The organism is Comamonas endophytica (assembly GCF_023634805.2).
GTDB classification, from domain to species: Bacteria; Pseudomonadota; Gammaproteobacteria; order Burkholderiales; family Burkholderiaceae_C; genus Comamonas; species Comamonas endophytica.
The window spans coordinates 1,951,737-1,977,393 of sequence record NZ_CP106881.1; the positions used below are offsets into that span (position 1 = coordinate 1,951,737).

The 25,657-nt window shown below is 68.6% G+C and carries 22 protein-coding genes; 6 read left to right on the forward strand and 16 right to left on the reverse strand.

The features are described 5' to 3' along the window. Position 1: 1 nt before the first annotated feature. The 9 genes from M9799_RS08730 to def all read right to left on the reverse strand — a co-directional run bounded on the left by M9799_RS08730 (position 2) and on the right by def (position 7,803). Positions 2-979, reverse strand: a complete 978-nt coding sequence (locus M9799_RS08730; protein WP_231042833.1) for a Bug family tripartite tricarboxylate transporter substrate binding protein — start codon at positions 977-979, stop codon at positions 2-4. Positions 980-1,084: 105 nt separating this feature from the next. After that, positions 1,085-1,978, reverse strand: a complete 894-nt coding sequence (locus M9799_RS08735; protein WP_231042832.1) for a LysR family transcriptional regulator — start codon at positions 1,976-1,978, stop codon at positions 1,085-1,087. Positions 1,979-1,992: 14 nt separating this feature from the next. Continuing rightward, the gene (gene pyrF, locus M9799_RS08740; RefSeq protein WP_231042831.1) at positions 1,993-2,829 is read right to left on the reverse strand and encodes an orotidine-5'-phosphate decarboxylase; all 837 of its coding nucleotides are present in this window, start codon (positions 2,827-2,829) and stop codon (positions 1,993-1,995) included. Positions 2,830-3,183: 354 nt separating this feature from the next. Further along, complete coding sequence (locus M9799_RS08745; RefSeq protein WP_231042830.1) at positions 3,184-4,377, reverse strand: phosphoglycerate kinase; 1,194 nt, start codon at positions 4,375-4,377, stop codon at positions 3,184-3,186. Between the two features lie 245 nt (positions 4,378-4,622). Next, the gene (locus M9799_RS08750; RefSeq protein ID WP_231043230.1) at positions 4,623-4,955 is read right to left on the reverse strand and encodes an AzlD domain-containing protein; all 333 of its coding nucleotides are present in this window, start codon (positions 4,953-4,955) and stop codon (positions 4,623-4,625) included. Next, positions 4,955-5,800: an AzlC family ABC transporter permease gene (locus tag M9799_RS08755; protein ID WP_377007791.1), complete on the reverse strand. Its 846-nt coding sequence runs from the start codon at positions 5,798-5,800 to the stop codon at positions 4,955-4,957. The genes M9799_RS08750 and M9799_RS08755 overlap by 1 nt, the downstream gene beginning before the upstream one ends. Continuing rightward, the gene (gene fmt / locus M9799_RS08760) at positions 5,797-6,759 is read right to left on the reverse strand and encodes a methionyl-tRNA formyltransferase (RefSeq protein ID WP_231042829.1); all 963 of its coding nucleotides are present in this window, start codon (positions 6,757-6,759) and stop codon (positions 5,797-5,799) included. Before fmt ends, M9799_RS08755 begins: the two co-directional genes overlap by 4 nt. 28 nt (positions 6,760-6,787) lie before the next feature. Then, a complete protein-coding gene (locus M9799_RS08765; RefSeq protein ID WP_231042828.1) occupies positions 6,788-7,297 on the reverse strand; it encodes a hypothetical protein in 510 nt (169 codons plus the stop codon). Beyond that, positions 7,294-7,803 (reverse strand): peptide deformylase, encoded by a 510-nt coding sequence (gene def, locus M9799_RS08770; protein ID WP_231042827.1) that lies wholly within the window; start codon positions 7,801-7,803, stop codon positions 7,294-7,296. Before def ends, M9799_RS08765 begins: the two co-directional genes overlap by 4 nt. A gap of 156 nt (positions 7,804-7,959) precedes the next feature. Between def and M9799_RS08775 the strand changes: the two genes are divergently transcribed. After that, positions 7,960-9,159: a LysM peptidoglycan-binding domain-containing protein gene (locus tag M9799_RS08775; protein WP_231042826.1), complete on the forward strand. Its 1,200-nt coding sequence runs from the start codon at positions 7,960-7,962 to the stop codon at positions 9,157-9,159. Between the two features lie 25 nt (positions 9,160-9,184). After that, positions 9,185-10,345 carry a DNA-processing protein DprA gene (gene dprA / locus M9799_RS08780; protein ID WP_231043228.1) on the forward strand — a complete coding sequence of 387 codons (1,161 nt, stop codon included), beginning with the start codon at positions 9,185-9,187 and terminating at the stop codon, positions 10,343-10,345. A gap of 148 nt (positions 10,346-10,493) precedes the next feature. Here dprA and M9799_RS08785 read toward each other — a convergent pair whose 3' ends face one another. The 5 genes from M9799_RS08785 to M9799_RS08805 all read right to left on the reverse strand — a co-directional run bounded on the left by M9799_RS08785 (position 10,494) and on the right by M9799_RS08805 (position 20,030). After that, the gene (locus M9799_RS08785; RefSeq protein WP_231042825.1) at positions 10,494-12,773 is read right to left on the reverse strand and encodes a DUF1631 family protein; all 2,280 of its coding nucleotides are present in this window, start codon (positions 12,771-12,773) and stop codon (positions 10,494-10,496) included. Positions 12,774-12,784: 11 nt separating this feature from the next. Next, on the reverse strand, positions 12,785-13,735 hold the full coding sequence (secF, locus tag M9799_RS08790; RefSeq protein WP_231042824.1) for a protein translocase subunit SecF: 951 nt from the start codon (positions 13,733-13,735) through the stop codon (positions 12,785-12,787). 11 nt (positions 13,736-13,746) lie between these two features. Next, a complete protein-coding gene (gene secD, locus M9799_RS08795) occupies positions 13,747-15,639 on the reverse strand; it encodes a protein translocase subunit SecD (RefSeq protein WP_231042823.1) in 1,893 nt (630 codons plus the stop codon). Positions 15,640-15,731: 92 nt separating this feature from the next. After that, on the reverse strand, positions 15,732-16,067 hold the full coding sequence (gene yajC / locus M9799_RS08800) for a preprotein translocase subunit YajC (protein ID WP_231042822.1): 336 nt from the start codon (positions 16,065-16,067) through the stop codon (positions 15,732-15,734). 315 nt (positions 16,068-16,382) lie between these two features. Then, complete coding sequence (locus M9799_RS08805; protein WP_231042821.1) at positions 16,383-20,030, reverse strand: indolepyruvate ferredoxin oxidoreductase family protein; 3,648 nt, start codon at positions 20,028-20,030, stop codon at positions 16,383-16,385. A gap of 155 nt (positions 20,031-20,185) precedes the next feature. On the opposite strand from M9799_RS08805, the gene M9799_RS08810 reads away from it, so the two are divergent. Together M9799_RS08810 and M9799_RS08815 are read left to right on the forward strand one after the other, a co-directional pair. Further along, positions 20,186-20,680 (forward strand): Lrp/AsnC family transcriptional regulator, encoded by a 495-nt coding sequence (locus tag M9799_RS08810; protein ID WP_231042820.1) that lies wholly within the window; start codon positions 20,186-20,188, stop codon positions 20,678-20,680. Positions 20,681-20,734: 54 nt separating this feature from the next. Further along, on the forward strand, positions 20,735-22,498 hold the full coding sequence (locus M9799_RS08815) for an MFS transporter (protein WP_422688824.1): 1,764 nt from the start codon (positions 20,735-20,737) through the stop codon (positions 22,496-22,498). A gap of 154 nt (positions 22,499-22,652) precedes the next feature. On the opposite strand, the gene mltA is transcribed toward M9799_RS08815, so the two are convergent. Continuing rightward, positions 22,653-23,828 (reverse strand): murein transglycosylase A, encoded by a 1,176-nt coding sequence (gene mltA / locus M9799_RS08820; RefSeq protein WP_231042818.1) that lies wholly within the window; start codon positions 23,826-23,828, stop codon positions 22,653-22,655. Here mltA and M9799_RS08825 point away from each other — a divergent pair. Together M9799_RS08825 and M9799_RS08830 are read left to right on the forward strand one after the other, a co-directional pair. After that, complete coding sequence (locus M9799_RS08825) at positions 23,827-23,964, forward strand: hypothetical protein (protein ID WP_231042817.1); 138 nt, start codon at positions 23,827-23,829, stop codon at positions 23,962-23,964. The genes mltA and M9799_RS08825 overlap by 2 nt on opposite strands. A 133-nt stretch (positions 23,965-24,097) precedes the next feature. After that, on the forward strand, positions 24,098-24,760 hold the full coding sequence (locus tag M9799_RS08830) for a YiaD family glycine zipper/OmpA-like lipoprotein (RefSeq protein WP_231042816.1): 663 nt from the start codon (positions 24,098-24,100) through the stop codon (positions 24,758-24,760). Positions 24,761-25,020: 260 nt separating this feature from the next. Here the strand turns inward: M9799_RS08830 and M9799_RS08835 are convergent, their stop codons facing one another. Further along, the gene (locus M9799_RS08835) at positions 25,021-25,653 is read right to left on the reverse strand and encodes a response regulator transcription factor (protein WP_231042815.1); all 633 of its coding nucleotides are present in this window, start codon (positions 25,651-25,653) and stop codon (positions 25,021-25,023) included. Positions 25,654-25,657: the final 4 nt, after the last annotated feature.

Genomic DNA, 25,657 nt, shown 5'->3' on the forward strand with positions numbered 1-25,657 from the left:
CTTACTCTTCGATCTTGGCGAATTCGACGATCTTGGTGTACTTGGCGATCTCGGACGCGATGTACTTGTCGGAGTCGAGCTTGGGGTCCGAGACCACCGAGCCCGTGGCAGCCAGCTTCTTGCGGAAGTCGGGCGAGGCCAGCGTGTCGGTGAGGGCCTTCTTCAGCTTGTCCTGGACCGGCTTGGGCAGGTTGGCCGGCGCCATCAGCGCGAACCAGACGCTGATGTCCACGTTCTTGAAGGCCGGGTTCTCGGCCAGCGCGGGAATGTTCGGCGTGATCGGCGAGCGCTTGGCTTCGGTCGTGCCCAGGGCGATCACCTTGCCCGACTGGATCTGCGGCAGGCCGCTGGAGAGCACGAACATGCCGTACTCGATGTTGTTGCCGACCAGGTCGGTGGTCAGGGGCGCCACGCCGCGGTAGGGGATGTGCATCATCTGCAGGCCGCCCTGTTCCTTGACCAGTTCGCCGGCCAGGTGCAGCGAGGTGCCCACGCCCGAGCTGCCGTAGCTGGTCTGGCCCGGGGCCTTGGACACGGCGGCGATGAATTCGGCGGTGTTCTTCACGCCGGCCTTCTGCGAGGCCACCAGCACCAGCGGCTGCGAGGCCACCATGCCGATCGCGGTGAAGTCCTTGATGGTGTACTTCAGGCTCTTGTTGATCAGGCGCGCGATCGCCAGTTCGTTGTTGGCGCCGACCATGATGGTGTAGCCATCGGGTGCCGCCTTGGCGACCTTCTGCGCCGCGATGGCGCCGCCGGCGCCGCCCAGGTTCTCGATCACCACGGGCTGGCCCAGGCGGTTGGCGAGCTCGGTGCCGACCATGCGGCCCACCAGGTCGGTGCTGCCGCCCGGCGGGTAGCCGATGACCATGGTGATGGCCTTGTTGGGGTACGACGCATCGGCGAAGGCCGATCCCGCCGCCAGAAGGGCAACGCCACAAGCCAGGGCGGTGCGGCGCAGGATAGAACGATTTTGCATGGGGCGATTCCTTTTCTGAATAACCCCGATTGTTAGGACTCCAGCGCTATGGTTTGGTGCCATCGCGGCACCAGCACGTGCCTTTATGGCACGACCAGAGCCCTGTCATCGTTCCGTCACGCGGCTCCAGAATTCCTCTGCCGATGGGCTCAGCCGCCGCTTGGCGCGGTACATGCGCACATCGAAGCGCACCTCCATGTTGCGCCCGCCGGCCAGCGCCAGGCGCCGCGCCTTGCAGTCCGCATGCACCATCGACCACGGCAGCCAGGCCACGCCCAGGCCCTTGTGGACGTATTCGTACTGCGCATCGGCCGAGTCGCATTCGAGGATGCGCTGCAGCCGCGGCGCATTCGGGTTCTGCGACAGGTGGTCCTCGAGCAGGCGTCCCAGCGCCATGCGGTGCGGATAGGCCAGGTAAGGAACGCTGCCGGGCGCGGCGAAGCTGTGGCGCGCCTGGCCCTCGGGGTTGGCGCGCGACACCGGCACCAGCCGGTCGCTGGCGATCTGCACGTAGCTGAACTGGCGCGCGTCCCAGCGCACGGCGATGGCCGGGTGGTGGTAGATCAGCGAGAAGTGGATCTCGTCCTGCTCCAGCATGGTCACAGCCTCATGCAGCGTGCGCGTGTACACCGTGAGCGGGCTGGTCTGCAGCAGCGGGCCCAGGCGCAGCAGCCAGTCGGCGACGATGGTGCGCGCCAGCGTGCGGCCTGTCGCCAGCAGGATGGACTGCGCCTGCCGCCCGGCAATCGCCTGCAGCTCCTCGTGCGACTGCGCCAGCGTGCGCGTCGTCAGCGCGCAGGTCTCCAGGAAGGCCTCGCCCGCGGGCGTGAGCCGCACCGGGCTGCTGCCGGGCACGACCAGCGCCGTGCCGCTCCAGGCCTCGAGGGCGCGGATGCGCCGCCCGAAGGCCGGATGCGTCACATGCCGCAGCTCGGCCGCGCGCGTGAAGCTGCGCTCCTGGGCCAGCATCAGGAAGTCTTCCAGCCATTTGATCTGCATGGCCGGGTGTCCGGTCAGCGTTGTGCTTCGAGCGCTGCCTGTTGCAGCGTTTCGCGTGTGGCCAGCGCCTGGGCGCGTGCGGCCTCGGCGAAGTCGACGTCCGAAGACGCGTAGAGAATCGCGCGCGAAGAATTGACGATGATGCTGCCATGCGTGCGCAGCCCGGCCTTCACCGTGGCCACGGCATCGCCGCCCTGGGCACCCACGCCCGGGATCAGCAGCGGCAGCGTAGGGGCGATCTCGCGCACGCGCTCGATCTCGTGCGGGCGCGTGGCGCCGACCACCAGGCCGAGCTGGCCGTTGAGGTTCCAAGGGCCCTGGGCCAGCGCCGCCACATGCTCGAACACCTTGGGCGTGCCGGGCACGTCCGCCAGCGTGCGCGCCTGCAGGTCGTCGCCGCCGGGGTTGGAGGTGCGGCACAGCAGAAAGGCGCCCTTGCCCTCGTACTTCAGGTAGGGCGCCACCGAGTCGAAGCCCATGAACGGCGACAGGGTGACGGCATCGGCGCCATAGCGCTCGAAGGCCTCCTTGGCGTACTGCTCGGCCGTGGAGCCGATGTCGCCGCGCTTGGCGTCGAGAATCACCGGCACATGGGGCGCGACGGCGCGCATGTGGGCCATCAGCCGTTCGAGCTGGTCCTCGGCGCGGTGGGCGGCGAAGTAGGCGATCTGCGGCTTGAAGGAGTTCACCAGATCGGCGGTGGAGTCGACGATGGCGGCGCAGAAATCGTAGATCTTCGAGGCATCGCCTCGCATCGCGGCAGGAAAGCGCTCGGGTTCGGGATCGAGACCCACACACAGCATGGATTGGTTTTGCGAGCCGGCGTTGCGCAGCATGTCGAGGAAAGTCATGGGGCGCGATTTTAAGGCACGGGGTCAGGGGAAGGGCCCATGCAAAAAGCCCGTGCGGGGACGGGCTTGATGGAAGAGCAAGCACAGGCTACGACCCGAAACCGTTCGCCCTAGGCGGGCCCCCCCGAGGCCGTCGAAGGGTGAAGGGCCTGTACGCAAGAACCAGCGGGGCCTTCTCGCAGGGCACAGAAAAACTTGTGGGCAGGCCGTCCACCCTTCGACAAGCTCAGGGGGGCCCGCCTAGGGCGAACGGTTACTACGCAGGGCGAGCGGTCAAACTTCCGTTCGTCCTGAGCCTGCCTGGCCGGCCGCGTCGAAGGATGACGGACCGCTGCTCTGGAAACCGGCGCGCAATCAGCCGTTCGCGCGCTTTTCCAGAATCTCGAACGCCGGAAGCTTCTTCCCCTCCAGCACTTCCAGGAACGCGCCGCCACCGGTCGAGATATACCCCACCTGGTCTTCGATCCCGTACTTGGCGATCGCCGCCAGCGTGTCGCCGCCGCCGGCGATGCTGAAGGCCGGGGATTGCGCAATCGCCTGGGCCAGCGTGCGCGTGCCGTTCTCGAAGGCCGCGAACTCGAACACACCGACCGGGCCGTTCCAGACGATGGTACCGGCGGCCTTGAGCTGCCCGGCCAGGCGGGCCGCGGTCTCGGGGCCGATGTCGAGGATCAGGTCGTCATCGGCCACGTCGGTGGCGGCCTTGATGGTCGCGGGCGCGTCGGCGGCAAAGGTCTTGGCCACGACGACATCGGTCGGGATCGGCACCTGCGCGCCGCGCGCGGCCATGGCGTCGATCACCGCCCTGGCCTGGGGCACGAGGTCGGGTTCGGCCAGCGACTTGCCGATCTTCAGACCCGCGGCCAGCATGAAGGTGTTGGCGATGCCGCCGCCGACGATCAATTGGTCCACCTTGTGCGACAACGCTTCGAGGATCGTCAGCTTGGTCGAGACCTTGGAGCCGGCCACGATGGCCACCAGCGGCTGCGCGGGCGCGGCCAGGGCTTTTTGCAGCGCGTCGATCTCTGCCGACAGCAGCGGGCCGGCGCAGGCCACGGGCGCGTACTGGGCGATGCCGTAGGTCGTGCCCTCGGCGCGGTGCGCCGTGCCGAACGCATCGTTGACGAAGATGTCGCACAGCGCAGCGAGCTTGCGCGCCAGCGCTTCCTGGTTCTTCTTCTCGCCGACGTTGACGCGGCAGTTCTCCAGCAGCACGACCTGGCCGGGCGCGACCTGCACGCCATCGACCCAGTCGGCCACCACCGGCACGTCGCGGCCCAGCAGCTCCGACAGGCGCTTGGCCACCGGTGCCAGCGAGTCGCCGGGCTGGAACTGGCCTTCGGTCGGGCGGCCCAGGTGGCTGGTGACCATGACGGCCGCGCCGGCCTCGAGCGCCATTTCGATGCAGGGCACCGAGGCGCGCACGCGCGTGTCTTCGGTGATGTCACCCGCGTCGTTGAGCGGGACGTTCAGGTCGGCACGGATGAAGACGCGTTGGCCCTGGGCTTTGCCCTGGTCGCACAGGTCGGAGAAGCGGAGAATGTTCATGGGAGCGGGTGGCCTTGGGGGGCGAGTGGGATTGAAAGAGCGCCGCTATTGTAGGGCGCGCGATTGCTGTCGATTTGGCCCGTCATCCTTCGACAGGCTCAGGACGAACGGTGAGTAACCGCTGCGCTTTCTGCCTGCTATCTGCTTGCTGCCTGCTAGCTCTCTCACACCGTTCGCCCTGAGCTTGTCGAAGGGCGCTTCGAGGCGCAATTCAGGTTCTTCATGGTGTTACGGCCTACAGCGTCCTACCAGCCAAGGCCAATATGCAACGGCAAATAAACCGCCATCCCCACGACGATCGTCCCCAGGATCCCCCGCCGCCAGAAGTAATAGGCCGTGGCGCAGACGAAAGCCGGCAGCCGCGCATCCAGCCAGGTGCCGATCAGCGCCCCCTGGGTGATGACCAGCTCCGGCGCGATCACCGCCGCCAGCGCCGCCAGCGGCGCGTATTTGAGGCCGCGCTTGAGCCAGTGCGGCATCGGCACCTCGCGCTCGGGAAACATGAAGAAGGCGCGGGTGATCAGCGTGATCGCGCCCAGGCCCAGGCAGTTCAGGGCAAACAGCCACCAGGAATCCATCATGGGCGTTGCTCCTCTTCCAGCGGCAGCACCGGGTTCCGTTCGCCGCGCGCCGGATCGGGCGCGCGCAGCGTGGCCGGGCCCGCGCGCCACTCGCGCAGCCGGCGCTCGGTGTTCTCCAGCATCAGGCCCACGGCCACGGCGGCCGCGATCGCCGCCAGGATATTGAGCTTGAGCGGCAGCGCGAACGCCGCCACCGCCACGGCAGCGGCCACGCCGGTGGCGGCCCAGGTGGTGCGGTCGTTGAGCATGGAATACAGCACGCCCAGCAGCGCCAGCACGCCAGCGAAGCCCAGGCCCCACGACAGCGGCACCTGGTCGGCAAGGAAGATGCCGGCCACCGAGAACGCCTGCCAGACGCCCCAGTTGGTCGCGGCCGCGCCCCAGAAATAGGGCACCTGCTCGGGGTTGCGCTCGCCGCCCGTGTAGCGCTTGAAGAACGCGACGAAGATCACGTCGCCGCTGAAATAGCTGATGGCCAGCCGGTGGCGGCGCGGGAGATGGGCGAAATACTGGCGCCACATGCTGCTCAGGATCACGAAGCGCAGGTTCACGCAGAAGGCCGTGAACCAGATCACCCACAGCGGCGCGCCGGCGATCATCAGCGGCAGCACCGCCAGCTGGGCGCTGCCGGCGTAGACCACGAAGGACATGAACAGCGCCATGGACACGGACATGCCGCTCTTGACCATGGCCACGCCCGTGACCAGCGCCCAGGCGGCAATGCCCAGCGAGACGCCGCTCAGGTCGCGCATGCCCAGGCGGAAGGCCGGCTCGCGCGCCATGCCCAGCGCGCGATGCGCCAGGGCGCCCACCCGGGTGGGCGTTTGTGCGGGCTGGTTCATGGCGCGGCTTCGAGCTGCGCGCCGGCGGGCAGCGCAAAGCCACGCAGGAAATCGGCGGCCGCCAGGCGCTTGCCGCCCGCGCGCTGCAGCTGGCTGAAGCGCATGACACCCTCGCCGCAGGCAACGACCACGCCCTCGGCGTCGGCCGCGAGCACGGTGCCGGGCGCGGCGTCGCCCACGCGCGGTTCGGGCCGGCCTTCCCAGAACTTGATGGTCTCGCCCTGCCACTGGCTGGCGGCGCCGGGGAAGGGCGTGAAGGCGCGCACCCGCCGGTCGATGGCCGCAGCCGTCTGACGCCAGTCGATCCAGCTCTCGGCCTTCTCGATCTTGTGCGCGTAGGTCACGCCCGCGGCGGGCTGGGGCATGCGCGGCAGACCGCCGCAGGCGCTCATCTCCAGGGCCTCGACGATCAACCGGCCGCCCAGCGTGGCCAGTTCGTCGTGCAGGCTGGCCGTGGTGTCGGTGGCGGCAATCGGCAGGCGCTCGACCAGGCACATGTCGCCGGTGTCGAGCCCGGCATCCATCTGCATGATGGTAACGCCGGTCTCGCTGTCGCCGGCCTCGATCGCGCGGTGGATGGGCGCGGCGCCGCGCCAGCGCGGCAGCAGGCTGGCGTGGATGTTCAGGCAGCCGCGCGCCGGCGCGTCGAGCACCCATTGCGGCAGGATCAGGCCATAGGCCGCCACGACCATGACATCGGCCTGCGCGGCGGCGATCGCGGCCTGCGCCTCGGCCGCGTCTTCGGGGTACTTGCCGTCGAGCCGCAGGCTGCGCGGCTGGCTCACCGCGATGCCGTGCGCCAGCGCGCACTGCTTGACGGGCGAGGCCTGCAGCTTCATGCCGCGGCCCGCGGGGCGGTCGGGCTGGGTCAGCACCAGGGGCACGCGAAAGCCCGCGTCGAGCAGACGCTGCAGGGCCACGCTGGCGAATTCCGGCGTACCGGCAAAGATGACATTCATGCAATCACAGGGAAAAGGGCGCCGCGGCTCAATCGAAAGGGTCGCGGTCGTTGAATACTTCGTCGGTGAACATCACGCGGCGCACCACGCCCGCGGGGTCGATGTGCACATGGGCCTGGCGCGAGGCCCCATTTTCCCGCAAACGGTAGGTCCAGATGTCGCCTTTGAAGCTGGCCACCCCCTCGACCAGCGCGGGCGGGCCGAACTGCTGCAGCACCGTCTCGCGCGTGTCCACCGCATTGCGCAGCCGGTGGAACTGCTCCACGGTCAGCACCTGCTCCACGCGCGCGAGGCGCTGCTGGCCATCGAAATCCAGGTGGTGGACGAACTGGCCCGCGGGCTGGCCGCTGTAGAGCAGGCGCTCGCCGCCGCCGGGCAGCGCATAGGACAGGGTGGGCCGGCCCATGTCCTGCAGCACCTCGGCGCGCGGGGCGCCGATCTTCTGCCATTCGGCAACGGCACAGCCGGTCAGCCCCAGGGCCAGCATGCCGCAGAACGCCCAGCGCGCCGACAGGGCCAGCACCGGGCGCAGCGTCATTGACGGTCCTGCTTCTGCTGCTTGAGCAGCTTGGTCTTGATGCGGTTGCGCTTGAGCGGCGACAGGTATTCGACGAACACCTTGCCCATCAGATGGTCCATCTCGTGCTGGATGCAGATGGCCAGCAGGCCCTCGGCCTCGATCTCGCGCATCTGGCCCTTGTCGTCGAGCGCGCGCACCTTGACGGAGGTCGAGCGCTCGACGCCGTCATAGATGCCCGGCACCGACAGGCAGCCTTCGTCGCCGGTCTGCTTCTCGTCGCTGGCCCAGACGATCTCGGGATTGATCAGCGCCATCGGCTGGTCGCGATCCTCCGAGACGTCGATGACCACCACGCGCTCGTGCACGTCGATCTGCGTGGCCGCCAGGCCGATGCCCTGGGCGTCATACATGGTTGCGAGCATGTCGGCCACCAGGGCCTGGATGCGCTCATCCACCACGGTGACCGGCTGGGCCACCTTGTGCAGGCGTGGATCGGGGTAGCAGAGGATGGGAAGAATTGCCATGGCAGCCCAAAAAATGATTCGCTATTTTCGCCACTTTTGCGTTCATTCGCTGGGCGGCGCTCCAATAATCATTGCCTGATCAAGGCCTTGCGCCGAGAATCCTTGATGCTTTGTTACGTGTTGCCATGCTGCGGCCAGACCAGAAGAGGGAGCGAGATGACGGCATTTTCCAATGCGCGGAGCTGGAGCGCCGGGGCCCTGCTGCTGGCGGCCCTGCCCGTGCTGCACGCCCAGAACTACCCGGTGACGCCGGTGCAGCGCGCCACCGCCCAGCAGGTGGCGCAGCAGGGCGTGCCGCTCGGCGAACTGTCTCCCACCGCGCCGGACGAGTACATGGTGCGCCGCGGCGACACGCTCTGGGGCATTTCCGGCATGTTCCTGCGCCGGCCGTGGCGCTGGCCCGAGCTCTGGGGCATGAACCTCGCATCGATCGCCAACCCGCATCTGATCTACCCGGGCCAGGTGCTCTACCTCGACAAGAGCAATGGCTACGCCCGGCTGCGCATGGGAGCCAGGGATGGGTCCCAGGGCCTGCCCACGGTGCGCCTGTCGCCGCGCGTGCGCAGCGAGAGCCTGGCCAACATGGCCCTGCCGACGCTGCCCGCGCACCTGATCGAACCCTTCCTGGTGCAGCCGCTGGTGGTCGATGCGCAGCGGCTGGCGCAGGCGCCGCGCATCATCGCCACGACTGACGAGCGCGTGATCATGGCCAGCGGCGACCGCGCCTATGTGCGCGGCAGCACCGGCCTGGTGCCGCAGCCCGATTCGCCCGCAACGCGCGCCTGGCGCGTCTTCCGCGATGTGCGCGAGCTCAAGGATCCGGACAACGGCGAGATCCTCGGCTACGAGGCGCAGTACATGGGCCAGGCCGAACTGGTCGAGGGCGAGACCCTGGTCAGCGTGCAGGACGCCAAGGGCGAGGTCCGCGAGACCCAGGTGCCGGCGACCATCGACATCACCGATGCCAGGAGCGAGATCTATGCCGGCGACCGGCTGTTGCCGGCGCCCGCGCGCAGCTTTTCCAACTATGTGCCGCATGCGCCCGCCGGCGAGGTCGATGCGCGCGTGGTCTCCCTCTATGGCGACACCGCCATCCGCTTCGCGGCGCAGAACCAGGTCATCGCCATCAACCGTGGCACGCGCGATGCAATGGCCCCAGGCCAGGTGCTGCAGATCGTGACCCAGGGCGATGTGATCCAGGACAAGACCGATGCCGAGCGCCCGCAGGTGCAGCTGCCGCGCGAGCACAATGGCCTGGCGATGGTGTTCCGCAGCTTCGACCGCGTGTCCTACGCGCTGATCCTCGAGGTGCGCCGTCCCGTCGTGGTCGGCGACCATCTGGTGACGCCGCACTGATCGGCCATCCATGCAAGCGCAGGGCCTGGACCGGGACGAGCTGTCGGCCTGGCTCAGGCTGACGCTGGCGCCGGGCATCGGCCGCGCGCTGGCACGCCGCCTGCTCAGGCATTGCGGCAGCTCGGTGCAGGCGCTGTTCGAGCAATCTCCTGCGGACCTGGGCGCGCTGCTGAACCCCGCGCAACGCGCGGCATTGCTGGCCGTATCGCCCGCGCAGCGCGCCGCCATCGACACCTGCTGGCAATGGCTGCAGGCGCCGCCGCCCGGGCTGGCGCATGCGGTCGTCGCCATGGGCGATCCACGCTATCCCGCCAGCCTGCTGGCCACCGAGGACCCGCCGCTGCTGCTGTATGTGGCCGGCCCGGCTTCGGCCTTTGCGCCGGGCCAGGCGCTGTTTCCGCAGCAGCGTGCGCTGGCCATGGTCGGCAGCCGCCACCCCAGCGCGCAGGGCCTGCTCGACGCCGAGCGCCTGGCGCACGAGCTGGGCGCGGCCGGACTGTGCATCGTCTCGGGCATGGCGCTGGGCATCGATGGCGCGGCGCACGCCGGAGCGCTGCGCGCCGCCCGCGCGCCCGATGCGGGCCCGGCCACCATTGCTGTCTGGGGTACTGGGCTGGACCAGCCCTATCCGCGCCGGCATGCCGCGCTGGCCCAGCGCATCGTGCGCGCCGGGCTGCTGGTCAGCGAATACCCGCTGGGCACGCCGCCCCTGGCCGCGCATTTCCCGCAGCGCAACCGCATCATCGCCGGGCTCGCGCAGGGCACGCTGGTCGTGGAGGCGGCGCTGGCCTCGGGCTCGCTGATCACCGCGCGGCTGGCCGCGGAGCAGGGGCGCGAGGTGTTCGCCATTCCCGGCTCGATCCACGCGCCGCAGTCGCAGGGCTGCCACGCGCTGCTGCGCCAGGGCGCCAAGCTGGTCGAGACGGCGCAGGACGTGCTGGAGGAATTGCAGGGCCTGGCACCGCAGCGCCCGGCTCCGGCCAAGGCGCCTGCAGGTCCGCCGGAAACGGCCGCCGAACGGACGCTGCTGGCGGCGCTGGGGTATGACCCGCTGGGGCTCGACGAACTGGTGGCGCGCACCGGCTGGAGCGCGGCGCAGCTGCAGGCGGCGCTGCTGGAGCTGGAGCTCGCGGGGCGGGTGGCAAGGCTGGCGGGGGGCGTGTTCCAAAGGATGGAGCGGGGGTGATTCTGTAGGGCAGGCCGTTCATCCTTCGACAAGCTCAGGACGAACGGTCTAAAACCGTTCGTGGTGAGCCTGTCGAACCATGAACAGCCTGCGCTCAAGATTTGGCCGTAGATCCTTCGATGCGCCGCCCATAGCCCGTAGGTGCTCTTTAACTCTGCAATCTCTCCGGATTGGCTTCAATCTTCTCCAGCGCATCCCGCGTTGCCCTCAGCGTCACCCCTTCCGCGTCATGCCACACCAGCAGCCCCGACTGCAGATAGCTGGCCAGCCGCTGCAACGGCATCAGATAGCTCTGCCCGTCCAGCGTGGCAAACAGGTGCAGCTGGCGCTGGGTGCTGTGCCAGGCATATTGCACCTGCAGGCTGGCGCCGTTGTGGTCCAGCGTGAACCAGCTGCCGGGCTGCAGCGTGCGTGCCCATTCGAGCAGGGCCGGGTCGACCGGCTGCGCGCTGTTGCCAAGCACCTGCAGGCCGGCGATTTCCACCCCCAGCAGGATCTCTATGTTGTGCGCCGACAGCGGCGTGCCCTCCGGCAGGCCGTCGGCGGCCATGAAATCCTCCAGGTGGCTCAGGCGCCGGGCCAGCGCCTCGAGCTCTTCGGGGGCAATGGCTGCGGTCTTGGCGACGAAGGCCTCGGCCAGGGTATCGGTCAGCCGCTTGAGCTGCTCGGTCTGGGTGCCCGCGGGCATGCCGACCAGCGTCAGGCCGTCGCGCAGGCACTGCAGCAACTGGGGCAGGCTGCGGATCAGTTGCGCGCGCTGCTCGCGCGTGGGCTTGGCGCTGCCGGCCCACACCAGGTCGCTGGCGGCCTGCTTGAAGGCCTGGGTCTGGGCATGGGCCGCGCCCACCCGCACCGCCGACAGCGCCAGCACCTCGGCCCAGTCGCGGAACAGGAAGTTGCGCAACTCGGCGCGCACCGGCATGTCCTTGAGCAGCCGGCGCAGCTCGATCGTGTACTGGATGGTGAGCGTTTCCTTCTCCTCCATCTGCTGCACCACCGAGATGATCCGCGCCTTGGACTGCTCCTGCGTCAGGTACCCGGCCAGGAATTTCTCGAACTCCTCGTGCGCGAGCTGGAACACGCGCTGGCCGGTTTCCGGAAACTGCTCGATGGTCTGCACGATGCGGGCGATCTCCGCCTCGAGCTCGCTGCCGCCCATGGTGGCGGCATCGAAGCCCAGCACGCAGGCGCCCATGCGGTCGATGAGCAGGCGCGCCGGATGCTGCAGGTTGCTGAAGAACTCGGGCTCGGCCAGCGCCACGCGCAGCACCGGCAGCTGCAGGCGCGCGAACCACACCCGCACCGAAGGCGGAATGCGGTCCTGCGCCAGGATGCTCTGGAACATCAGCGCCACGATCTCGATGGCCGCGCGGTCGCTGGGCGCCGTCGCCTGCTGCTTCCAGCTGCTGGAGCGCTGGCGCAGCGCGCGCGCCAGCTGGCCGAGCTCCACGCCCGCGGCCCCGCCAGTGCCCGCGGACAGGTCCGCATGCCACGAGGCCTCGGCCGGCGCCTCCCGGGCCAGCGCCTGGAGCAGGCCGGGATCGGCCGGCGTGGGGGCACCCGGCACCGGTGCCGGCGCGGCGGCTCCGGGCACGGGCGAACCCGGTGCACTCGCGGCACGCGCGCCCGGCGCCAGCAGGTGGCGCAGCTGCTGCACCACCTCCTGGGCGCGGTGGCGCGCGCGCAGCAGCGGATGGGAGGCGGGCGCCTTGGCGGGCACCAGGGGCATCGGCTGCGAGGGCTGGGGGGTGTCAGTATTGCGCCGCAGCACCGCCAGCTCGCGCGGCTGGGGCACGCCCTCGTGGTCATAGAGCGCGTGCAGCGATTCATAGGCGGCCTGCAGCAGCTCGCCGAGCGCCGACTGCAGCGGCGCCGTCACGCCCTGCAGGTCGGAGCGCGGCAGGCCCGAGAGGCGCCACTGCTCGACCAGCAGTTCGCAGAAGGTTTCGGGCCGCAGCAGGTCGTCCGCCGCCAGCTCCTGGTGCTGCAGCCACTGGCTGCGCAGGCGCAGCGCCTCGAAGCTGCTGCCGGCGAGCTCGTCGGCCGCCAGTGCGAGCCGCGCCGCCTGGATCTGGTTTTCTACCGCGTCGTCGCTGAGCAGCTCGAAGGCGTCAGGCAGCGCAGCACTGGCGCGCATGGACGCGGCGGGCAGGGCCGAAGCTTCCAGCGCGGCTTCCAGCGCGCTGCGGCAGCCCTCGATCCAGTCGGCCTGGTGCGCGCGCCAGCGCTCGAGCGCCGCGCGGTGGGCCTGCATTTCACGCTGGGTGGCGACCTGGTCGGCAAGGTGCCCGAGAAAGGCATCCATCCGCGCCGCCAGGTCCGGCAGGGACAGCGCGAGATCCCGCGCCAGCTGCCGGCGCGCCTGGCGCACCAGCCCGGCTGCGGGAACGGCAGCAGGCGTGGCGGGGGAGGGGACGGGGGAAACCATGGTCCCCCGTTTTACACTGCAGCGCCTGCGTTCGGGTCGTTCGCGTCGTGGTCCTTCTTCGGGGATTTCACCAGATCCTCGCGCTTGACGCCCAGCCACATGGCGATGGCGGCGGCAACGAACACCGAGGAATAGATGCCGAACAGGATGCCGATGGTCAGCGCCAGCGCGAAGTAGTGCAGGCTCGGGCCACCGAAGAAGAACATCGCCAGCACCATGGCTTCGGTCGAAGCGTGGGTGATGATGGTCCGGCTCATCGTCGAGGTGATCGCGTGGTCGATGACCTCGGGCGTGCTGAGCTTGCGGAACTTGCGGAAGGCTTCGCGGATCCGGTCGAAGATCACGACCGACTCATTGACCGAGTAGCCCAGCACCGCCAGCACGCCGGCCAGCACCGCCAGCGAGAACTCCCACTGGAAGAAGGCGAAGAAGCCCAGGATGATGACGATGTCGTGCAGATTGGCGATGACGGCCGCGACGCCGAACTTCCATTCGAAGCGGAAGGCCAGGTAGATCACGATGCCCAGGATCACCATGCCCAGCGCCATCAGCCCGTTGTGCACCAGCTCCTCGCCGACCTGCGGGCCGACGAACTCGGTGCGCCGCAGCGTGACCTCGGGGTCGGCGGCCTTGAGCGCGGCCAGCACCTGCTCGCTTTGCTGCGCCGAAGTGACGCCCTGCTGCACCGGCAGGCGGATCATGACGTCGCGCGAAGTGCCGAAGTTCTGCACGATCACCTCGGTGTAGCCCAGCCCCGCGACCGTCTCGCGGACCTTGCCCACGTCGGCGCTCTGCACATAGGCCACCTCCATCACCGTGCCGCCGGTGAACTCCACCGACAGGTGCAGCCCGCGCGTGAACAGGAAGAACACCGCCAGCACGAAGGTCAGCAGGGAAATCGCGTTGAGGATCAACGCGTATTTCATGAACGGGATGTCTTTTTTGATGCGGAAGAATTCCATGCTCTTCCTCCTTACTTCTTGGTCGCGACCGAGCGCATTTCAGTTGCGTCCTCGGGCTTCCAGATCTGACCGATGGAGATTTGCTTGAGCTTCTTGCGGTTGCCGTACCAGAGGTTCACCAGGCCGCGCGAGACGAACACCGCCGAGAACATGCTGGTCAGGATGCCGATGCAATGCACCACGGCGAAGCCGCGCACCACGCCCGAGCCGAAGGCCAGCAGCGCCAGGCCGGCGATCAGCGTGGTCACGTTGGAGTCAAGGATGGTGGCCCAGGCATGCTGGTAGCCGGCGTTGATCGCGGCCTGCGGCGAGGCCCCGGCGCGCAGTTCCTCGCGGATGCGCTCGTTGATCAGCACGTTCGAGTCGATGGCCACGCCGATGGCCAGCGCCATGGCGGCGATGCCGGGCAGCGTCAGGGTGGCCTGCAGCATCGACAGGATGGCCAGCAGCAGCAGCACGTTGACCGACAGCGCCACCGTCGAGAAAACGCCGAACATCAGGTAGTAGATGCACATGAACACGGCGATGGCGACGAAGCCCCAGACCACGGAGTTGATGCCGCGGTCGATGTTGTCGGCGCCCAGGCTCGGGCCGATGGTGTATTCCTCGATGATCTCCATCGGCGCGGCCAGCGAGCCGGCGCGCAGCAGCAGCGAGGTGTCGTTGGCTTCCATGGTCGTCATGCGGCCCGAGATCTGCACCCGGCCGCCGCTGATCTCGGAGCGGATCACCGGCGCGGTCACGACCTCGCCCTTGCCCTTCTCGAACAGCACGATCGCCATGCGCTTGCCGACGTTCTCGCGCGTGATGTCCTTGAAGATGCGCGCGCCCTTGGCGTCGAGCGTCAGGTTCACCGTCGGCTCCTGCGTCTGGCTGTCGAAGCCCGGCTGGGCGTCGGTCAGGTTCTCGCCCGTGAGCACGACCTGCTTCTTGACGATCACGGCCTGGCCGCTGCGCTCGAGGTACTTCTCCGAGCCGAAGGGCACCGGGCCCGAGCCCAGCTCGGCGGAGCGCGCCTCGCTGGATTCGTCGACCATGCGCACTTCCAGCGTGGCCGTGCGGCCCAGGATATCCTTGGCCTTGGCCGTGTCCTGCACGCCGGGCAGCTGCACCACGATGCGGTCCAGGCCCTGCTGCTGGATCACGGGCTCGGCCACGCCCAGCTCGTTGATCCGGTTGTGCAGCGTCACGATGTTCTGCTTGAGCGCCTGCTCCTGCACCTTGCGCAGCGCTTCGGGGCGGATCGAGGCGCGCAGGCGGAAGCCCTCGCCGTCGGGCTGGCTGGTGGCCTGCAGGTCGGGGTACTGGTCGGAAATCAGGTTGCGCGCGGTCGTGAGCGAGGCTTCGTCGCGCAGGCGGATATCGATGTTCTGGCCTTCGCGCGTGACGCCGCCGTGGCGCACGTTGCGGTCGCGCAGGCCGGTGCGCAGGTCGCCGGTGAAGGACTCGGCCTTCTTCGTCAGCGCCGCCTGCATGTCGACCTGCAGCATGAAGTGCACGCCGCCACGCAGGTCCAGCCCCAGGTACATCGGCTTGGCACCGATGGCCGTGAGCCAGTTCGGCGAGCGCGACACCAGGTTCAGCGCGACGATATAGGCCGGGTCGTTGGCATCGGGCACCAGCGCGCGCTGGATCGCATCCTTGGCCTTGAGCTGCTCGTCGGGGGTGTCGAAGCGCGCGCGCACCGAGTTGCCGTCCAGCGCCAGGGTGTCGGGCACCACGTTGGCCGCCTTCAGCACCTCCTCCACGCGCTGCAGCACAGCGCTATCCACCTTGACGGTGGCCTTGGCCGAAGACACCTGCACCGCAGGCGCCTCACCGAAAAAATTGGGCAGGGTGTAGAGCACACCCACCAGCAGCGCGATCACGATGATCGCGTACTTCCAGACCGGATATCGGTTCATGATCGCGCTCGTATCTCTCAGAAAGCACAACGGCTCGGCGTCCTGCCATCAGGCGCCGGGCCAGGGGAAGGCCGAAGCCTTCGAAAGGAAAATTACTTGACCGAGCCCTTGGGCAGCACCTGCGTCACGGCGCTGCGCTGCATCTGCACTTCCACGCCGGGGGAGATCTCGATCTGCACGAAACCGTCGGACAGGCCCGTGACCTTGCCCAGCAGGCCGCCGGCGGTGGCGACCTCATCGCCCTTGGCCAGCGCGTCGATCATGGCGCGGTGTTCCTTCTGGCGCTTCATCTGGGGGCGGATCATGACGAAGTACAGCACCACGAACATCAGCACCAGCGGCAGCATGCCGGTGAGCGAACCCATCATGCCCGCGCCCTCGGGGGTGGCGGCAGGTGCGGTCTGGGCGATAGCGGAAGAAATAAACACGGCGAAGACTCCACAGATGGATGGTCAAAGAATTCTCTCCGGGCGCAGTCTGCGCGCCGGATGGGCAACGGAACATTGTATGCGGGTGTTTCTCATCTGCTTCAGCGCCGACCCGCGGGCGATTGGGTATTTGCCCGGGGCGGGGTGGCCGTAGAACAATGTGCCCGCCAGGCTTTGGGCCTGGCGGGCGGAACAAGTTCCCTGAACGGCGGTGCTAGGGCAGGACGTTTACCCTTCGACAGGCTCAAGGCGGATGGTTTGTCATCCGTTCGTCCTGAGCCTGTCGAAGGATGGACGTCCTGCCCACCAAACCCCTCAGTGCGTCACCTCGCTGCGCCGCACCACGCTTTCGCCAACCCGCGTGAGAGGCGCCTTCCACGCCTCCATCAGCTGCGCCCGCTTCTCCCGCGCCGCCTCCAGGTGCCGCTCCTTCACATGCCCGTAGCCACGGATGCCCTCGGGAATGCTGGCGATCTCCACCGCCAGCGCCAGGCGCTCGGCGCTCAGGCCCTGCAGCAGCGCGTCGATGTCGGCGCGGTATTCCTCGATCAGCGCGCGCTCGGTGCGGCGCTCCGCGGTGTAGCCGAACACGTCGAAGGGCGTGCCGCGCAGCCCGCGCAGGCGCGCCAGGGTGCCGAAGGCGCGGTGCATCCAGGGACCGAAGGCCTTCTTGCGCAGGTGGCCCTGCGCGTCCTTTTGCGCCAGCAGCGGCGGCGCGAGGTGGTGCACCAGCTTGAAGTCGCCCTCGAACATCTGGCCCAGCTTCGCCGTGAAGGAGGGGTCGGTGTGCAGCCGCGCGACCTCGTATTCGTCCTTGTATGCCATTAGCTTGAACAGATAGCGCGCCACCGCCTCGGACAGGCGCGTGCCCTTGCCCAGTGGCTTTTCCGCGGCCTCGACCTGCGCGACCAGCGCGCGGTAGCGCTCGGCATAGGCCGCGTTCTGGTAGCCGGTGAGGAACTCCACGCGCTTGCCGACGATCTCGGCCAGCGCCGGCTTCTTGGCGAAGTGGATGACCTGCTTGGCCTGGTACAGCGCCTGCACCGCCGCCAGGTCATGCGCGCAGCGGCGCCCCCACTCGAAGGCCGCCTGGTTGTTCCCGACCTGCACGCCGTTGAGCTCCATGGAACGCATCAGCGCCGCGTGCGACAGCGGCACCCGGCCCTTCTGCCAGGCGTAGCCCAGCAGCAGCGGGTTGGCGTAGATGCTGTCGCCCAGCAGCTGCACCGCGGCCTGCTCGGCGTCGAAGCTGCCGACCAGCCCCGGCCCGACCGCGCCCTCGATGGCGCTGGCGCAGCTGCCCGCGGGGAACTGCCAGTCCGGGTCGTGCACGAAGGCTGCCGTCGGTGTGGCATGGTCATTGAGCGCGACATAGGTGCGCCCGGGCTGCATCACCGCCAGCGTGGACTTGTGCGCCGCGACGATCGGGTCGCAGCCGATCACCAGGTCGGCCTTGGCGGTATCGACCTTGGTGGTGTAGATGGCCTCGGGGCGCTGGGCGATCTGGATGTGGCTCCAGGTCGCGCCACCCTTTTGCGCCAGGCCGCCCGCGTCCTGCGTGACGACGCCCTTGCCGTCGAGGTGCGCGGCCATGCCCAGCAGCGAGCCGATGGTGATGACGCCCGTGCCGCCCACGCCGCCGACCACGATGCCCCAGGCGCTCTCGGCCAGCGGCAGCACCGGCTCAGGCAGCGGCGGCAGCAGCTCCAGCTGGCCCTTCTTCTCCTTCTTCGGCTTCTTCAAGGTGCCGCCCTCGACGGTGACGAAGCTCGGGCAGAAGCCCTTGAGGCAGGAGAAGTCCTTGTTGCAGGTGTTCTGGTTGATGCGGCGCTTGCGGCCGAACTCGGTCTCGACGGGCTCGACCGACAGGCAGTTGGATTGCACCGAGCAGTCGCCGCAGCCCTCGCAGACCAGCTCGTTGATGACCACCGTGCGGTCCGGCGTGGCCATGGTGCCGCGCTTGCGCCGGCGGCGCTTCTCGGTGGCGCAGGTCTGGTCGTAGATCAGCACCGTGCAGCCGGGCGTTTCGCGCAGCTCGCGCTGGATGCGGTCGAGCTCGTCGCGGTGGAACACCTCGACGCCCGCGGGCAGGTCGTCGATCAGCTCGGGGTGGCCGCTGCGCGCGGCGCTGCCCTTCACATGGTGCGTGCGGCCCTCGTATTTGCCGGGCTCGTCGGTGACCACCACCAGCTTGGCCACGCCCTCGGCGCGCAGGCTGTGCGCGATCTGCGCCACCGAATGGCCCTCGGGGCGCTCGCCGACCTGCTGGCCGCCGGTCATGGCCACGGCGTCGTTGTAGAGGATCTTGTAGGTGATGTTGACGCCGGCGGCAATGCTCTGGCGGATGGCCAGCAGGCCGCTGTGGAAGTAGGTGCCGTCGCCGAGGTTGGCAAACACGTGCGGCTCGGTGGTGAACGCCTGCTGGCCGACCCAGGTCACGCCCTCGCCGCCCATCTGGGTGAAGGTCGAGGTGTTGCGGTCGGGCATCCAGGTGGTCATGTAGTGGCAGCCGATGCCGGCCACCGCGCGCGAGCCCTCGGGCACGCGCGTGCTGGTGTTGTGCGGGCAGCCGCTGCAGAACCAGGGCTGGCGCTCGCCGGTGTCCTGCGCCGCCGTGGCCAGCGCCCGCTCGCGCGCCTCGATGACGGCCAGGCGCTGGTCCATGCGCGCGACGATGTCGGCCGGCACGCCCAGCTTCTTCAGCCGCTTGGCGATGGCCTTGGCGATGATCGCCGGCGTGAGGTCGGCCTTGGCGCGCAGCAGCCAGTTCTGGCTGGGGTTGGGCTGGCTCCATTCGCCGCCCGAGGCATCGCCCTCGCCCTCGTCGAACTTGCCCAGCACGTTCGGGCGCACGTCGCTGCGCCAGTTGTAGAGCTCTTCCTTGATCTGGTATTCGATGACCTGGCGCTTTTCCTCGACGACCAGGATTTCCTGCAGGCCGCGCGCGAACTCGCGCGTGATGGTGGCCTCGAGCGGCCAGACCACGTTGACCTTGTGCACGCGGATGCCGAGCTGGCGGCAGACGTCGTCTTCCAGGCCCAGGTCGACCAGCGCCTGGCGCATGTCGTTGTAGGCCTTGCCGCTGGCGATCAGGCCGAAGCGATCGCTCGGCCCCTCGACCACGTTGTGGTTCAGGCGGTTGGCGCGCACATAGGCCAGCGCCGCGTACCACTTGTAGTCCATGAGCCGCGCTTCCTGCTCGAGCGGCGGGTCGGGCCAGCGGATGTGCAGGCCGCCGGGCGGCATGGCGAAGTCCTCCGGGAGCACGATCTTCACGCGATCCGGGTCGATGGAGATGCTGGACGAGGACTCGACCACCTCCTGGATGGTCTTCACGCCCGACCACAGGCCCGAGAAGCGGCTCATGGCGATGCCGTGCAGCCCCATGTCCAGGATGTCCTGCACGCTGCTGGGGAAGAACACCGGCGTGCTGCAGGCCTTGAAGATGTGGTCGCTCTGGTGCGCGGCGGTGCTGCTCTTGCTGATGTGGTCGTCGCCGGCGATGGCCAGCACGCCGCCATGGCGCGCCGTGCCCGCCATGTTCGCGTGCTTGAACACGTCGGAGCAGCGGTCCACGCCCGGACCCTTGCCGTACCAGATGCCGAACACGCCGTCGAACTTCTTCGTGTCGGGATAGAGGTCGAGCTGCTGCGTGCCCCAGACCGCGGTCGCGGCCAGCTCCTCGTTGACTCCGGGCTGGAACACGATGTCGTGCTGCGCCAGGTGCTTCTTCGCGGCCCACAGCGACTGGTCGTAGGTGCCCAGAGGCGAGCCGCGGTAGCCGCTGATGAAACCCGCGGTGCGCAGCCCTGCGGCGGCATCGCGCTGCTGCTGCAGCATCGGCAGGCGCACCAGCGCCTGCACTCCGCTCATGAAGGCGCGGCCTTCGGCCAGCGCGTATTTGTCGTCGAGGGTGACGGTTTCCAGTGCACGCCGCAGGTGCTCGGGCAGGGGGGCATTCATCGTCTTGTCTCCATCGGTGTGGAATGAGTGCCTTCGGGCATCTCGTTATGGCTCTTATGAAAAGCCAGTGTATGCCTGAGCCGCGGATAAGTGGTTGCGTTGTTTGCGCCGTTTTGGCTATTCTTGGAAAGATCCTTGCTCTCGATGGGGTGATTTTGAACAATCTGGACAAATTCGACGTGGCCATCCTCGCGCAGCTCCAGGCGGATGCGCGCCTGACCAATGCCGAGCTCGCGCAGCGCGTGGGCCTGTCGGCCGCGCCCTGCTGGCGCCGCGTGCGCGCGCTCGAGGAGGCGGGATACATCAAGGGCTACCACGCCGAGATCGACCGCCACAAGATCGGCCTGGGCGTGCTGGCCTTCGTGCGCCTCGACGTGGTGCGCACCTCGGGGCCGCTGACGCTCGAGACCGAGGAGGCGATACGCAAGATCCCCGAGGTGGTGTCCTGCCACTACATCAGCGGCTCGGGCACCTTCGAGCTGCAGGTCGTGACGCGCGACCTCGACAGCTTCGCGCAGTTCGCGCGCAACGTGCTGTTGAACCTGCCCAACGTCAAGGACGTGCAGACCAGCTTCTCGCTGGGAGAGATCAAGGCCAGCGCGGCGCTGCCGCTGGCGCATCTGCTGCGCCAGGGCGCGGGAAGCTACTAAATGAAACGCCGGCCGGCTGGCAGGATGCCGGATTTGGTCGCAGAATCACGGCACATGCCAGAAGAGATACCGACCCCACTGCCCCCCGTCCCGCAACCGCAGCCCGGCCACGCCGGCGGGCCTCCTGCCGGTCCCCCGGCGGGTGCACGCGCCGGAGCGCTGCTGGAGGACCCCTCGGGCATGGCGCATGCCGACCGCGCCAGCGCCCAGGCCGCGGCCGGGCAGGCGGCGCAGACGAAGGCGGCGCAGACGGTCTGGGCGCCGCTCACGCAGCCCACCTTCCGCATGCTGTGGCTGATCTGGGTGGCGGCCAACACCTGCATGTGGATGAACGACGTGGCCGCCGCCTGGCTCATGACCTCGTTGACCACCTCGCCGGTGCTGGTGGCGCTGGTGCAGTCGGCCTCGACGCTGCCGGTGTTCCTGCTGGGCCTGCCCAGCGGCGCGCTGGCCGACATCCTCGACCGGCGACGCTATTTCATCGTCACCCAGTTCTGGGTCGCGGCGGTGGCCGTGGTGCTGTGCCTGGTGGTGCTGTCGGGGTACATGACACCCTATCTGCTGCTGGCGCTCACCTTTGCCAACGGCATCGGGCTGGCCATGCGCTGGCCGGTGTTCTCGGCGCTGATCCCCGAGCTGGTGTCCAAGCCGCAACTGCCTTCGGCCATGGCACTGAACGCGGTGGCGATGAACGCCTCGCGCATCATCGGCCCGCTGGTCGCCGGCGCGATCATCGCCAGCCTGGGCAGCGCCTGGGTGTTCGTGCTCAATGCCACGCTGTCGGTCATCTCGGGCATGGTGCTGATCCGCTGGAAGCGCCAGCACACTGACAGCCCGCTGGGCCGCGAGCGCCTGCCCAGCGCGATGCGCGTGGGCGTGCAGTTCGTGCGCGAGTCGCCGCGCATGCGCGCCGTGCTGCTGCGCACGGTGTGCTTCTTCTTCCAGTCCACGGCCATCATGGCGCTGATGCCGCTGGTGGCGCAGCGCCTGCACGTGGGCGACGAGGGCGGCGCCAACACCTTCACGCTGCTGCTGGCCTCGATGGGCGCGGGCGCGATCATCGGCGCGACGCTGCTGCCGCGGCTGCGCCAGGCGCTGCCGCGCGAGAAGCTGATCATCACCGGCGTCAGCGTGCAGGCGCTGGCGACCATCACCGTGGCGCTGGCGCCGCACCTGGCGGTGGCCGTTGCGGCCATGCTGCTGGCCGGCATGGCGCTGATCTCCACCGCCAACACGCTGGGCGTGGCGGCGCAGATGTCGCTGCCCAACTGGGTGCGCGCGCGCGGCATGTCGATCTACCAGATGTCGATCATGGGCGGCACGGCGCTGGGCGCGGCGCTGTGGGGCCAGGTGGCGTCGATCACCACGGTCTCGACCAGCCTGATCGTCGCCGCCGTCAGCGGCGTGGTCGCCATGGGGCTGGTGCAGCGCCTGTCGACCGACCGGCAGATCGAGGAGGATCTGAGCCCCTCGCAGGCCATGAAGGCGCCCGAGGCGACGATGGCGCCCGAGGCCGGGCGCGTGGTGGTGACCATCGAATACATCATCCAGCCATCGCGCACGCAGGAATTCCGCCAGCTGATGCAGGAAAGCCGCCGCAGCCGCATGCGCCAGGGCGCGCGCGGCTGGAGCCTGCTGCACAGCATGAGCCAGCCCGAGCGCTTCGTCGAGCAGATCATCGACGAATCATGGACCGAGCACCTGCGCCGCTTCGACCGCGTGACGGCCTACGACGTCTCGCTGCGCGACCGCAAGCTGGCCTTCCACGTGGGCGAGGGGCCGCCGCGGGTGACGCGTTACTTCGCCGAGACGCCCTGAGGGCGGGGGGCGTCAAGTACTGCGCCCTGAAACGCCCTTCGACAGGCTGCCCTGCGCCACGCTCAGGGCGAACGGGGTTATCCGTTCGTCCTGAGCTTGTCGAAGGATGACGGGCCAATCGACACAAAACGGCCCTGGAATCCGCAGCCCGCAGCTAGCGCCCCGTCCCCGGCGTCAAATGCCTCGGCCAGAAGGCCCACAGCCGCAGGTTTTGCTTCAGCCGCCCGGCGATCTCCCCGGCCTCCGCGCCCCACCCCGTGAAGTAATCGGCGCGCACCGCGCCCAGGATGGCGCTGCCCGTGTCCTGCGCGAACACCATGCGGTTGAGCGCGACGGTGGGGCCGGGGGTCCACATCCAGACCGGGGTGCCATAGGGAATGCTCTGGCGGTCCACGGCGATCGAGCGGCCCGGGGTCAGCGGCACGCCTAAAGCGCCCCTGGGGCCGAATTCCGCATCCAGGCCTTCGAGCGGCTCCTCGCGGAAGAACACATAGCGCGGATTGCTCCACAGCATCTCGTTGACGCGCCCCGGGTTGGCCGCGATCCAGGCGCTGATGCCGGGCCAGGTGGCGTCGCGCACCAGGCCCTGGTCGAGCAGCCAGCGGCCCACGCTCTTGTACGGATGGTCGTTGGTGCCGGCAAAGGCCACACGCACCTGGCGCACCTGCCCGTTGGCCTCGGTCAGGCGCAGCCGGCCCGAGCCCTGGATGTGCAGGATCAGCGCATCGACCGGATCGCGCAGCCAGGCGATGGCGCGGCCGGCCAGCGCCGCCTGGGCTTCGGGCAGGGTGTCGATCTGCTGGCGCGTGTACCAGGGCTTGCGCGCGCCGAAGCCCGCAGGCAGACGGTACAGCGGCACGTTGTAGCCGTTGCCCGGCAGGCGCGCCGCATCGAGCTGGGGTTCGTAGTAGGCGGTCAGCAGCCCGTCGGCGTTGCCGTCGCCGGCCTCGACGCGGTAGGGCTGGAACTTGGCCTGCATCCAGGCGCGCTGCTCCTCGCCGGTGGCGATGCTCAGGCGGCGCACCTCGCTGCACAGGCCGGCAAAGGCCGGCGTCGGGCGCTCGCAGTTCTTGAGCCAGGCATTCCAGGCCTCGTGCAGCGCATCGCTCTCGAAGCCCGGCAGATCGCTCCATGCCACGGGCAGCCAGCGGCTCTTGGGAAACGCGACCGGCGCACCGGTGACGGTGGGCGCGGCGGCGGGAATGCCGGGAGCGGGCCGCAGCTCCGGAATGGGCGAGGAATCGACGGTGGCAACCGGTCGGGTGGAACACGCGGCAAGCGTTCCTACAATCAACGCCATTGACGCAAGGCGCAGGAGGTTGAGATTCATGGGGCTGATTTTGCTTGAAGCGCTGCTGGCATTGGTGGTTTTGATCGCGATTGTCTGGTGGACCATGTTTTCCGGGCGCCGGCGCGGGGAACTTCCCCCGCAATCCGAGGATGAAAAAGGCCCGCCGCACCTCTGATCGGAGGGCGTCTCTTGTGGTGCCTGTCCTACGGAGGCAGGGATGCGCGCCTGCTACGCTGGCCCCCATCATTTACGCCCTGGGCAGCCTGTTCACCGGCAAGCGGCCCGAATCATTTCAATAAGGAGTTCCTATGCGCAAAAATATCCTGGTGGCCACGACCGCAGCAGTTCTGTTGATCACCGGCTGCGCCAATACCGGCGGCATGGGCGGCATGACCGACACCCAGCGCCGCACCGCGACCGGCGCGGGCGTGGGCGCGCTGGCGGGCGCCGTGCTGGGCTCGGCCACCGGCGGCAAGGCCGGCACGGGCGCACTGGTCGGCGCGGGCGTGGGTGCCCTGGGCACCTACATCTGGTCGAACAACATGGAAAAGCAAAAGCGCGAAATGGAAGCCGCGACGCAGGGCACGGGCATCGCCGTGTCGCAGACCGCCGACAACCAGCTCAAGCTCGACATCCCCAGCGACATCTCCTTCGACACCGGCCGCGCGGACATCAAGAGCAATTTCGCTCCCGTGCTCGACCGCTTCGCCGATGGCCTGCGCAACAACGTGAACACCGATGTGCGCATCGTCGGCCACACCGACAGCACCGGCACCGACGCCATCAACAACCCGCTGTCGCTGCAGCGCGCCAACAGCACGCGCAACTACCTGACCTCGCGCGGCGTGGGCGGCACCCGCATCCAGACCGACGGCCGCGGCTCCTACGAGCCCATTGCCTCGAACAACACCAATGAAGGCCGCGCGCGCAACCGCCGCGTGGAAATCTACGTCGGCGAGCGCCAGCGCTAAGCCCAGGCTGTGAGCCGAGGCGCCATCCCCGGTTCATGTAAGAGGCCCCGCGAGGGGCCTTTTTTTTGGCTCTCGACGGGGTTCAGGGATGCTCAGGACGAACCGGGTAAGGGGCAGAGCTGGCAAAAAACCGTTCGTCCTGAGCTTGTCGAAGGATGGACGGCCCATTCTCTAGATAGAGGCGGGGCCGTCCATGGTTCGACGGGCCCGCCCAGGGAGGCTCACCACGAACGGGGGGAAGAGAGGCAGGGCTAACGGTTTCACCCGTCGTGCCGCAACAGATTCGCCAGCTCGACCGCCGATTTGACCTGCATCTTGTCGAACACCCTCGACCGGTGCACCTCGACCGTGCGCACGCTGATATCGAGCTGGTCGGCAATCAGCTTGTTGGGAATGCCCTCGACCACCAGCCGCATCACGTCGCGCTCGCGCTCCGTGAGGTCCGTCAGCCGGGTCTGCAGTGCGTCGCGCTCGCGCATGCGCGCGATGTGCTGGTCGGAAACGGCCAGCGCCTGCATGATGCGGTCGACCAGGGCATTGTCGGAAAAGGGCTTCTCGCAGAAATCGAAGGCGCCGCGCTTGACGGTGTCGACGGCGGTGGGCACGTCGGCGTGGCCCGTCAGGAAGATCACCGGCATGGCCGCGAGCTTCTCCTCGGCCAGCAACTGGTTGAACAGTGCCAGCCCGCTCATGCCGGACATGCGCATGTCCAGCAGCAGGCAGCTGGGATGGCGCGCCGGCAGCGACTGCGCCTGCAGCATGGCCAGGAAGGATTCGGCGCTGTCGAAGGACTCGCTGAGCAGGCGGCGCGAGCGCAGCAGCCAGGCCAGGGCCTCGCGCACATCGGCGTCGTCATCCACGATGTAGACGGTGGCGTTTTGTACGGGTTCCATGGGG